Genomic DNA, 12004 nt, shown 5'->3' on the forward strand with positions numbered 1-12004 from the left:
AAATACCTCAAGCCGATGGATGGCGCCTCATTTGTAACGTGCGGCGGCCGTACTCTTGGAAAGATTCGGCGCCATTACCAGGCGGGCTTTTACAAAGTCGTCCCACTCGGAGGCGTTTGGCAACGATGGAATGGTGATCAGCTCACCTTGGTCCAGACCGGATAACGCAGCATCAACCATTTCACCTGCTTCCATGACCATGTCCGCCGGAATCTGGCTAGCGTCGATACCTGAGCGCTCCCAGATTTCGGTGCGCGTCACGCCTGGCAACACGGCTTGAACCTTGACCCCAGTGCCGTCCAGTTCGGCATTCAAGGACTGCGTCAGGCTTAACACATACGCTTTACTAGCGCTGTAAGTCGCATTGAAGCGCTCGGGAAACAACGCCACCACCGACGCTATATTGATGATAGAACCCCGGCCTGCCTTGGCAAAACTGGCGGCTGCCGCCGATGCCAGGCGTGTGACCGTGGTGACGTTCAGTTGAATCAACTTTTCCAGCTGCTCCATGTCGGCATTCGCCAGCAGGCCATCTGCCGCGACGCCAGCGTTGTTCAGCAGCAGACTGATACTCGAATCGCTGCGAACACGCTGTTCGATCTTCAGTACATCATCCTTTTGTGTCAGGTCTGCCTTGAATACTTCCACCTGAACACCGTGCTCGGCGCGCAACTTGCTCGCAGCAGCCTCAAGCCGCTGCTCGTCACGAGCAACCAACAACAAATCAAAACCACGCGCTGCCAACCGCTCAGCGTAAATCGCACCGATACCGGAAGATGCACCGGTAACGAGGGCTGTACCTTGGGACTGGGTGGAAGTCATGACTGTGCTCCTGGGAGATGTTTAGGGGAAGCGAGCGCCTGAATGCCAGTACGCGTCAGCGAACGACAAATGAATTATAGACATAATTTAAGCCGTATATGATAGCCATAATTTTTTATTGACCGATGAAAGGCGCAGCACCGACCCTTTCGCCAGAAAGCAAAAAGGCCGGTCAATGACCGGCCCCTGGCGTTGAGCTAAAAGCTTAGTTCACGTGGAGCTTCTCGCGATTCTTGTCCAGAATCGCTTTACCAATCCCCTTCACTTCCAGCAGTTCGTCTACGGATGAAAATGGCCCATTACTCTCACGATAGGCAACAATCGCCTTGGCTTTGGCCTCTCCGATACCGGTCAACTCGCGCTGCAGTGTCGGGGCATCGGCTGCATTGAGGTCGACTTTGCCAGACTGCGTCTTAGGGGAAACCTCCAGCACCAGAGGTGCGCTGCCTGATTCGGGTTTCGCCGCAGGTGCGGCAATTGTGGCAACAGAAGCGCTGGTGAGCAGGGCAAAAACCAAAGAGTAGAAATAGCCAGTACGCATAATTGAAGCTCCATGACATCGATTTAGAAAGCAGCTTTCCGAAGCTGCCTTCCAAACTTAGGCCATGGGATGGAACTGTCAAAAGTGTGTCCGTTACAGGATATGAATTAATAAAGGCAGGGATGGATGCGATCGACAGCCTCATTGGGCGTAGTCATAAATTTTGTGCTCGGGCATGAACACACCGCAGACCTGCATCGTCCATCTGATCCGTAACAACATTGACTACGCCACTTGGGAAAAGCGGCGCGAGCTGAGCAAAGCGCTGAAGCCGATCTATCAGACACTCATGCCGAGCAAGCGCTCGCCACCTATGAAGCCGGACCTGGTGCAAGCAATATCGCTGCAATTCGCTATCAGCACGTCCTAAAAACGGAAAGCCTTGGCACCATCAGAAAAAAATCAGGATCTGTTGTACATACCTGTGCCCTGAGCTACGGTGAGCGATAGACAGAGCATTGAAAAACCGTGAAAATCGCCGACCGCCTTCTGTCTTCCCTGCGAACTCATCACATGGCTGCAAAGAAATCTATCAGCGCGCTATCCTCTCCATTAGCGGCAAGTGCTGCAGCAATTATCGGCCGGTTTCTCTTGCTTGGCACAGGGGCCCTGACCGGAATTTTATTACCGCTCACCATGAAACAAGAGTCGGTTGGTTTGTTTTTTCTTTGCCAATCCATAATAGCGGCGCTTGCAACATTGGGTCAGTTGGGTTTGAGTATTACGTCCCCAGCCATTATTTCGAGAGCGATGGGTGTTAAAGATAATGGCCGAATAAAGCAAACATTACTTCGGACCTTGTTAATTGGTGGTTTAGCCGCTTGCACTTTCGCCTTTAGCTTCTGGCTAACCCTTCACTTGCTGAATAATTTATTAGATTCAGAATTAGTGGGAGCACTTCAAACACTCGCACCTCTGATTTCAATCAGTATGGTACTGGCTGCCCTGGTAACCTTGCTATCTGAACAGCATCGAGTATTAGGACACTTCGTCCAAGCCAGTTTCCTGGTTGTGGGGGCAGGTGTCGCGAGCGCCGCTACCGTAATCATTGCCTGGCAGTCGAAATTGACGTTGCCGCTTGACGTATTGCTTCTGGCAGGAATATCCGGTGTTTTATGTACCGCATTGCTTGGTGGTTACTCCTTGTGGCGCTGGTATAGAGCACATACTGGAGAAATCATCCAGCCTATCAGCTATACAGAGATACTCCGACAAACTTTACCTAACGTTACGACAACAAGTGTGCTGTTCATAGTTGCTCAAGCCGACTTGTGGATCATTGCGTATTTTGGCAGTACTGCAGACGTCGCAATTTACGGCTTAGCGTCACGACTTGCTGCATTGGTTTTGATACCGCTGGCCGTCATCAACACCGTCATCGCACCGTCAATCGGTCGTATATGGGTGCGCAACAAAAGACTCTACCTTCAAAAGGTAATGGGGATAGGCGCCGGAGCAGCGACAGGAATGGCGATCTTCGGCTACATACTATTCGCCGCTGCTGGCAAGTTCATCATTTCGAAAGCGTGGCCCGAAGAATACTCACAGGCTTACTATATATTCATTATTCTCGGTATCGCGCAAGTGGTTCAGACATACGCTGGTACCGCTGGCATGGCATTGGTCATGCTACAAAAACAAAATATCGCGATGAAAATTTCTGTCGTAAGTGGTGTCCTGATGATTGTCGGCGGAAGTGTAGCAATCATTTTTTATGGAATTATAGGGCTGGCTATCGTCTATAGCGTTGGCAGCATCATCCAATCCACTCTGATGATTTACTACGTACGTCGGATATTCGGCCTGAAAACAACTGCCAACTACAAATCACTCACGCAATTCGCTCGCGTCTACTTTCGCAAAGAGATTTCGCATGAAAGATAAAACCCTGAACCTGCCAAAGGTCAGCATCGTCATACCGACATACAATACCGGCCGGTATGTATTGGATGCTATTGACAGCGTCAAAAAGCAGACCTATCAAAATGTCGAGCTGATTGTTGTGGATGATGGATCGACAGATGACACGTCCGACTTGCTGAAAAGTCTTCCGGATGAGTTTTTGCATTTTCGACAAGAGAATGCCGGTCAGAGCGCCGCGATGAACTTCGGATGGAAGCAAAGTACCGGAGATTTATTGGGTTACCTTAGCGCCGACGATAGATTGCACCCGACGGCCATCGAAAAAATCGTTTCGCTCATGCAGTCGTCGCCAGAAACAGTGTTGGCGTACCCTGACTTTTGCGTAATCGACGAACATTCGTCCTATGTCCGAACCATTAATGCTCCTGACTTTTCCAGCGAACTCCTTGTCGCAAATTTTCAGTGCTTACCTGGCCCAGGCGCATTGTTCAAACGATCGACATGGGAACAAGTGGGTGATTGGAACACCGCATTAAGGAGCATTCCGGATATGGATTTTTTCTTACGCCTTTGCCAGCGCGGCCCATTCATCAGGGTCCCTGAAGCTCTGGCAGACTTCCGTATTCATTCTGGCTCGACCACCTATAATCGATCCACGGCCCAGAGATCAGACGAGCCGGTCCAGGTGATTGAGAGCTTCTTTAACAGTGCTGATTTGCCGAAACCCTACTTGCACTGGAAGAAAAGAGCCACGGCGAACGCACTCATGCTCTCTGGATTCATGCACGGTTTTTCTGGTCGATACGCAGTCTCTTTTAAAAGAATGGCTCGCGCTGCTGCGCTGCACCCCTCATCGCTTTTTTCTCGCAAGATGATCAGCTACGTCATTGGAATCTATAAATCCAGATCGGTGAAAAAATGAAAGTAATCCCGGAAAGTTTTATGGTGCATAAACCAATCACATTATCGATCCTCGCCATGGTACTCATGGTCAGTATCAGCGCAACTTTTTATTATCCGGGAACAAAAATATTATTTATAGCGTATAGCGCTCTATCTATTGCGATAGTACATGCCACGCTTATCAATCGTGCAAAGAGTTATTTCAGTTTCTTTCTATTTTCTTTTCTGACACTCGGCTGCTGGGCAAAAATTGTCTTGCACTTATTCCTGGGTAACGACTTCAACGAACCGATTGGTGATTTCGATGAGTCCCCGGCAGCTTGGGACAAGGCTGTTACGGTACTGATCACGGCGTTCGGTGCCCTGCTCATTTGCTACTACTCTGTAGCATTCAAAGCCAAAGACCGAGTCGAACTCAAAAACAACATAGTAAACTCCAGGCTTTTACCTCCACTACTGGCATTAATGGTCCTATTCACCATAGGGCTTTTGACATTCAATTACTATTTTTCAATTTTGAAAATTGGTTACGAGCCAACTTTAAAATTAAATAGTTACATCTACGTGGTGGTGGCGTTCATGGTGGCCTGGGGCAATGTCATTGCTCTTTCAACGCTAGCCTACTGGATGGTCGCAAACGGCACATTTGCCCCACGCACACTTTTTTATATTGTTATTATTGAAGGTGCACTGACCGCTATTTCCATGGGTAGTCGGGCACAGATGATTCTTCATGTTGCGGTTCCATTCGTAATTTACCTGCTTCAAGGCAAACGCCTAGGCTGGCAGCTGTCGAAACGAGACTGGATAAAAGTAGTTTGTGCCACGGCACTTTTGTTCGTATTTTCGCTTCTTGCTGTTTCAACGGACCGATTGGCATCCTTTGCCAAAGCGGTACCCGTTACGGATGCAACGTTAATGAAGCAACAAGCAAATGTAGATAATGCAGAGAATGCAGATAACGCAGGCAATGCAGGCAATGCAGGCAATGCAGGTAATGCAGGTAATGCTGGTAATGCTGGTAATGCTGGTAATGCAGGTGACGCAGGTTTTGCAGGTAATGCAGATACCGCTTCCAAGGACACACTCAAACCTTCCGAAAAAGAATTGAAGCCTAGCGAGGCGGAAATACCATATGTCGCTCCGCCCCTAACCCCCGAACAGAAGATCAATCGGATAGCTAAGGAAATAAGCAAGTTAATAGTTGATCGCTGGGTCGGCATCGAAGGCGTGCTAGCAGTGACGAGCGACCAAAGTCTAAGCATCCAGCTATTAACGGAAGGGCTAAAGGAAGATCCGGCAAAGGGTACTAAGGCAATCTTCCAGCGTATATCCGATGCGAAGTATGCAGACTATGAGAATTTCACTTTTATGACAATTCCAGGCCCTATCGCGGTCCTATTTTATAGCGGTAGCCACCTTGTACTTTTTGCCGGAATTATGTTTCTTTTCTTCCTCGGTTACAACATCGAACTTGCCACAAGAAAGTTGCTAAACAATGCCATGACCAATGCAACAGTAGGCATTGCGTTAGCTTACCTCATCGTTCAGATGAATTTTCCGATCGCTTTCTGGTTCTTTATTTTAGAACTTTCAGCATTCCTGGTTGGTTTACTCGTGCTTAAATTGATACTTGACAAGACAACCATGAGAACCTCTAAGGCTACGACTTCGTAGTTCGCACTTTTTCCACTCCTATACGGCCCTCAAAATACTCGATCATTCCAGTGGCAATAACCTGCCAACTGTAGTGATCGATGATGTACGTTTTGAGACGATTGCCTTTATTAGCCAGATCGTCAACATCAGAAAGCATGAGTTCGAGCCCCTGACTGATTCCGACGACAGTGGGCTCGACCACGTATCCCCCATCAATCGCTTGTACCTCGTCGAACCCGCAGGTATCAGTCAGCAGCAACGGCAAGCCAACAATACCCGCCTCGAGGGCAACGAGGGACATTGCTTCTGATCTGGACGGGATAACCAACATCAACGCGTGTTGATAAGCTTCGTTACGCTGCGCCTCATTCAGGAAACCAATAAAATGAATCTTATTCGCGAGCGCGCTATCTGCGAGTAATAACTGTAATTCACTCTGCATGCCGAAATCAGGTCCAGCGAGAACTAATGGATAAGCTTGCGCAGCAGGAGTAGCGAGATAGGCTTGAAGCAGAAGATCAGGTCCTTTTACAGGCGCTAGTCTTCCCATGAATAGGATGTAGGGCTCAAGAGGGAGACTTGCTTGGGTACGATTCGGAAGCAACGCCGGCTCCGATACTGCATTTGAAAATACGGGTATACCGTCTTCTGGCAGGCGGGAGATTTCCGCAATGAGCGTCCGTTCAAGTTGAGTAATCGCAATAAAGCCCGCAGCGCCTTTGATCAATGACTTGCCAAGGAGAGCATGAAAAATCCTCATGATCGGTCGTGGCTTTCCGACAGACGCAAACTCACCAGCCGGGCACAATACGTAAGGCGTTTTTGCCAGCCTGGCCAAGAATCCGATAAACACGCTGAGCAAATTCCAGTAACCCATGATATGTATAACGTCAGCGGACTTAATTGCCTTCCACGCCCGCAATGGATTGACCAATGGGACTGGTAAACGGTGGCCAATCCTTCCCGTGATGTATGTCTCTATACCATTGGCATCGAACTCTGACTGCCAAGAGTCGCCGGCCATAGCAATGACTTCACAAGGACAGCCTGTCTTCTCGGACAAAGCCTTGGCCAAATGCCGAGTACGCTCAGCCGTACCTCCTCCTCGCTGAGCATCCAGCGAAATGTTAACCAATAGGATCTTCATGCATTCGCCCTCAAATATTTAACGTAACTATCAAGGCGAGTCGTAAATTGCGCACAATCCAAAAAACCCAGTTCGGACAAACGAGTATCACGAAAACGTCGCATTGGATCAGAATTACTAACCTTGCGCACATCCAAAACGTAACGAAGGATACTGGGAGGAAGACAAGGTATACGAGAAAAAACCGATCGACCGAATGCTTTCATCAGGCAGTCCTGAAGGTAAGCAAAATTGTTATCGGGCGCAGAATCTTCGGTGACGACAATGATTTCACCCTGGACAATTGTTTCTACGGTAGTGATAAAAAGTAATACTTCGACTACTTTTTCAACGCTAACGAGATGCATACGACGGGCACCATACAACGATCGACGTAGTGCGAGCTTCCAATGGGGAGCACTCGAAACCTCTTTTACGAACGATACGATATTCAGCCCTCCCACACCAAACACCGCTCCCAACCGTAAAACCAACACCTCAAAATGTTCGGCCACTTCAGCACGTACGAGCGCTTCCGCAGCTGCATGCTCTCGTTCATAAGGTGTCATGGGGACTATCGGAGAAGCAGATGTACAGACACTGTCCTGACTTGCTCCAAATACATCGATACTTGAAACATGGATGTAGCGCTTAACGCAAGCGGTGCGGCAAGCCCGCAGCACGCTCTCAATCGCCGGCAAGAACCAACCAGATCCGTCTGGGCGGAGTAAATTCAATACAATACAGCCTGGGGTCAATATCACCGCCAGCGAAGCGCTACTCTCTACATCGAAGCGCTGAACGTGTATCGATGAGTCAGCCAACCAAGCCGGTTCGTTCCGATGCACCGCAAAAATAATCTCGAAAGCGTTGCTGGTATCCGACAATGCCTTGAGAAGATGATGGCCTACGAAACCAGTACCGCCAATCACCACAAGACGCTGCATTACGCCGTTCACCCCGGGGCCACTGTCATTCTTTACACTGTTCAAGACTATTCCTCCCTATAACTGGCGACTAGATTACGTCCGTACAATCGACAAGGTTGCTCTACCAACCGGTACGAAAATTCTACCATCAACCCCAATAGAACTGCGGCGACTATAAGCATCAAAGCGATGTGTACCTGCGTAGGTTCACCTCCCGCCCCTAGCCTGATAAATATTTCGCGCGTCAGATAATACGCGATAGTATGGATCAAGTAGATAGAGTAAGATCGCGCGCCAAAAAAGCATGAAACCCGGCGCCCTCGTTCCGAACTCACGATATAGTTTTTGTTGAAAGAAGCGAGTACAACTAGAGCAAATGCTGCCAGAACAACATAACTGTGAAATAAAGAAAACCAGTCTCGTCGAGCGAGCAACACTGTCGCCGCCAACAACGACACGACACAGGCAACTCTAATTACATTATTATTGTCGAACAAACGGATATTTTTTAAATAGACGTTTTGTTTCAATACAGCAAGAAGCACTCCGAGCAATAGCGCATCAGTGCGAAAAAACCATAGCGGTGTCCCCCACGGCCTGACGATGGCGAGTTGCAAAAGCACCATTATTAGTAACGCAGGGACCAAGTATCGCATTCGAACAAAAAACAACAGAAACGGGAATACAAAATAAAACTGTTCTTCTAGCGACAACGACCAATAGACCCAATAGTTTGGACTGATCGCGCAAGGTAACCATTGAAAATACACGCAACCTACAAGATAGCCGTTCTCAAACTGCAACATACTAAAAAGCGCATTAGTCAGGCTGTCATTAAAGGAACCAAAAACTCCATCTTTGAAAAAAAAGGCACACCAGAGCGAGAACACGCTCCAGAACATCGCGGCAGGCCATAGCCTGGATACTCGCTTGACCCAAAATACTTTTGCGACATCACCAAACGTTGAATCACGTTGTTGAAGAAGAATCTGGCAGATTAGAAATCCAGAGATGCAGAAGAATAGATCTACACCACTACCCAACCAAAATACCGATAAAGATGACGTCCAAGCGGGTATCAACTCACCTAAATGGGCGATCACCGTCATACCGACCGCGTAAGTTCTTAGGGCTTCGATATCGATATTTTTTTGCATTCTGATCGTCGCTTGGAGTAATGGCACTGTTAGCCTACTACCTCACTCCGGTGAGCTAATGGCACTTCACTAAGCGTTACGAGGCGCGCCCCCATTTATGGCACACCTACTGCCAGACATGCCTCACGTTTCCGCGTAATGTCTGGCGAGCAGTTGCGAATATGGGATTCACGACGCAGTTTCTCAGCACCTACGTAGAAGCCCTTCCGATGCTGACTATCCTACTCCCCTATGATGTGATCAGGGCTCAAGTCGACGTTGCTGGTAGATCCAGTCAACAATTTCGCCATCCGGCGTATAACCCTGGACAGTCTCACGCAGCAATTGACGGACACGGGAGTAGTCATCCTGCTCGACCGCAGCCAACAGTTCGGTAAGCCTGGCCTTGAGCACATCCCAATCCAGATGATCCTCGTTTGCAGTCATGATCATCGGATGCTGAGTTGCAGCTACGTTATCCCCAATCAGCAACTCTTCGTAAAGCTTCTCTCCTGGCCGCAGACCAGTGAACTCAATAGCGATATCGCCATGGGCATTTTTGTCTGAGCGGACACTTAAACCGGACAGATGAATCATTTTTTCCGCCAGTTCGACGATTTTTACTGGCTCGCCCATGTCTAACACGAATACGTCGCCGCCCTGCCCCATAGAGCCGGCTTGAATGACCAATTGTGCGGCCTCGGGAATAGTCATGAAGTAACGAGTGATCTTCGGGTGCGTAACTGTTAGCGGACCACCCGACTTGATTTGCTTATGGAATAAAGGGATAACCGAACCTGAGGACCCCAGAACATTACCAAACCGGACCATCGTAAATCGAGTTTTATTAACCGTAGAGATACTAGTCCTATCGCCAAATAACACCGGCCCGGCCTCTTTACTTAATGCCTGAAGAGTCAGTTCAGCGAGCCGCTTGGTACTGCCCATTACGTTGGTGGGCCGAACCGCCTTGTCGGTGGAGATCAGCACAAAGTTCGAGACGCCCGCCTGCAAAGCAGCTTGGGCTGTATTAAGAGTGCCAATCACGTTATTTAGCACACCCTCAGCAATATTGTGTTCAACCATAGGGACATGTTTATAAGCCGCGGCATGATAAACAGTGTCTACATGCCAAGATTTCATCACATCCAGAAGTTGATGCTGGTTTCGAACCGACCCTAAAATTGGCAGCAGTTTTACCGACAAGGATTCACGATTAATTCGCTGTTCAAGCTCAGAAAGAATACTGTAGAGATTAAATTCGCTATGTTCGAACAACAAAAGGGCAGTCGGACGAAGAGCCAGAATTTGTCGGCACAGTTCGGAGCCTATGGAGCCGCCTGCACCGGTGACAAGGACCACCTGCTCCTTGATGCAATGCTCAAGCAGCTCCTCTTGAGCAGGCACTGCATCGCGCCCCAACAAATCGGCAATATCCACCTCTTGAATATCATCGACCTTAACCCGCCCGCTTGCCAAGTCCATGAACCCAGGCACACTACGGACATGAAGCGGGTAACTCTCAAGCAAACCGAGGATCTCACGACGACGACCACGAGATGATGAAGGAATCGCCAGTAGAATTTCTTGCGCGCCAGTCACGTCAATCATCTGCTGAATATGCTTGGGTTTGTAGACCTGCAGTCCGGAGATAATACGACTGGCAATACTGCTATCGTCATCGATAAAGGCAACAGGACGCATGATACGCCCCATTCGCAACGCTGCGACGAGCTGATTTCCGGCAGCTCCAGCCCCGTAGATAGCTACTTTCGGCAAACCGTCATCACGATTGGTGAAAGGGACATGTTGAGCCGCAGAAAACCAATCTCCAAGGAAAAACTGACGCATTGCCAGCCGCAAACCACCAATCATGATCAAATTCAACCACCAGTAGTTGAAAATGATTGACCGAGGTACGACATTTTGATGATTACTGTACCAATAGACGACAACGCCGAGAATTAAGGATGACAGGCTGACTGCCTTAATGATTGCGATAAGAGCGTCGTTCCCGAAGTAGCGCATAACAGCGCGATACATTCCAAACCGGATAAAGAGCGGAATGGCTACCACTGGGGCACTTAGGAAGAGCCAAAGGTGTTGAGTAAAAGGATTGATCAAATCATCAACCCCCAAGCGAACAACAAATGCCATCCAGAGGGCTAGCCAGACAAGGACGATGTCTACCGTCACCTGAATAAGTCGTTTACTTCGGCGCGGAAGACCTAATAGCAAAGCTCGGAACTTATCCATACCCCTACGAACACCTCTCACCACACTTTTATTAGTCAGACACTTTGAGTGCCACATTCGCATACAATCAATACTTTACAACATCAAGCCTCAAACACCTGAGGATGGCGTCTTTTCTAACTCCCCTGCGTGAAACATTATCGCCAGGACGATTAGAGGCAAGTAGGCGATCATCAGCCCGAGCGCGCCATCAAGCCCAAACTTTGTTACGCAGATTCCGATAGGTAACAACCAAAACAGGTTGATGCCTCCCACCGCAAGCGTGATTGGCAAGTGCTTTCCAGCCATTCGCGAAGCGTACTGATAAGCATGGCTTCGGTGAGCTTCGTAAACCTTGTCTCCTCGAACCAACCGACGTAGCAGTGTAAATGTCGCATCGACAATAAACACGCCCAAGAGGATTAGCCATCCCCAGAGTAGCTGCGATGAAACCCAAGCAGCCTGTAACGAAATCATTCCCAGGGCGATACCCAAAAATCCGCTTCCTGCGTCCCCCATAAAAATACGTGCAGGAGGAAAATTCCAATAGAGAAACCCGGCAACGGCCATTGCCAGTATCAAAGGAGTCCATAAAAGCTCAGTAAACCCGCCAAGCCAGTAAAGTAAACAGGCCCCGAGGCAAGCACACAAAGCCTCAATACTAGCAATACCGTCAATTCCATCCATGAAATTGTAAAGATTTAGCATCCAGACCAAGTAAATGACCCCAAGAAGGTGTCCGACCCAACCGAGATCAACTGTCCAACCAATAACAGTGACAGAAGGAAGC

Annotated in this window: 10 protein-coding genes and 1 pseudogene; 4 read left to right on the plus strand and 7 right to left on the minus strand. The window is 48.8% G+C overall.

Going from position 1 to position 12004, the window contains the following annotated elements; genetic code table 11:
* Positions 1-27: 27 nt before the first annotated feature.
* Both AC1DWM_RS10330 and AC1DWM_RS10335 read right to left on the minus strand, forming a co-directional pair.
* Entirely contained in the window at positions 28-822 is a 795-nt protein-coding gene (locus AC1DWM_RS10330; RefSeq protein WP_223519126.1) for an SDR family NAD(P)-dependent oxidoreductase, read from the minus strand.
* Positions 823-1027: 205 nt separating this feature from the next.
* Entirely contained in the window at positions 1028-1363 is a 336-nt protein-coding gene (locus tag AC1DWM_RS10335; protein WP_223519124.1) for a ComEA family DNA-binding protein, read from the minus strand.
* A 181-nt stretch (positions 1364-1544) separates the two neighbouring features.
* Between AC1DWM_RS10335 and AC1DWM_RS10340 the strand changes: the two are divergent.
* From AC1DWM_RS10340 to AC1DWM_RS10355, 4 genes and pseudogenes are all read left to right on the plus strand, one after another.
* A pseudogene (locus AC1DWM_RS10340) lies at positions 1545-1690 on the plus strand (transposase); the annotation flags it as partial.
* Positions 1691-1831: 141 nt separating this feature from the next.
* Positions 1832-3247, plus strand: a complete 1416-nt coding sequence (locus AC1DWM_RS10345) for a lipopolysaccharide biosynthesis protein (protein WP_223519122.1) — start codon at positions 1832-1834, stop codon at positions 3245-3247.
* Complete coding sequence (locus AC1DWM_RS10350) at positions 3237-4148, plus strand: glycosyltransferase (RefSeq protein ID WP_223519120.1); 912 nt, start codon at positions 3237-3239, stop codon at positions 4146-4148. The genes AC1DWM_RS10345 and AC1DWM_RS10350 overlap by 11 nt, the downstream gene beginning before the upstream one ends.
* Positions 4145-5806, plus strand: coding sequence for a hypothetical protein (locus tag AC1DWM_RS10355; RefSeq protein ID WP_477795137.1), 1662 nt, complete (start codon positions 4145-4147; stop codon positions 5804-5806). The genes AC1DWM_RS10350 and AC1DWM_RS10355 overlap by 4 nt, the downstream gene beginning before the upstream one ends.
* Here AC1DWM_RS10355 and AC1DWM_RS10360 read toward each other — a convergent pair.
* The 5 genes from AC1DWM_RS10360 to AC1DWM_RS10380 form a co-directional block, all read right to left on the minus strand.
* On the minus strand, positions 5793-6935 hold the full coding sequence (locus AC1DWM_RS10360; protein ID WP_477795138.1) for a glycosyltransferase: 1143 nt from the start codon (positions 6933-6935) through the stop codon (positions 5793-5795). The genes AC1DWM_RS10355 and AC1DWM_RS10360 overlap by 14 nt on opposite strands.
* Complete coding sequence (locus AC1DWM_RS10365) at positions 6932-7906, minus strand: NAD-dependent epimerase/dehydratase family protein (protein ID WP_477795139.1); 975 nt, start codon at positions 7904-7906, stop codon at positions 6932-6934. The genes AC1DWM_RS10360 and AC1DWM_RS10365 overlap by 4 nt, the downstream gene beginning before the upstream one ends.
* A gap of 2 nt (positions 7907-7908) precedes the next feature.
* Positions 7909-9000, minus strand: coding sequence for an acyltransferase family protein (locus AC1DWM_RS10370; protein ID WP_223519112.1), 1092 nt, complete (start codon positions 8998-9000; stop codon positions 7909-7911).
* 240 nt (positions 9001-9240) lie between these two features.
* Positions 9241-11235, minus strand: coding sequence for a polysaccharide biosynthesis protein (locus AC1DWM_RS10375; RefSeq protein WP_223519110.1), 1995 nt, complete (start codon positions 11233-11235; stop codon positions 9241-9243).
* A gap of 90 nt (positions 11236-11325) precedes the next feature.
* A partial coding sequence (locus AC1DWM_RS10380) for an MraY family glycosyltransferase (protein ID WP_477795140.1) occupies positions 11326-12004 on the minus strand: 679 nt, incomplete at its 5' end.

The sequence above is a fragment of the Pseudomonas sp. P4_C8 genome (assembly GCF_056401975.1).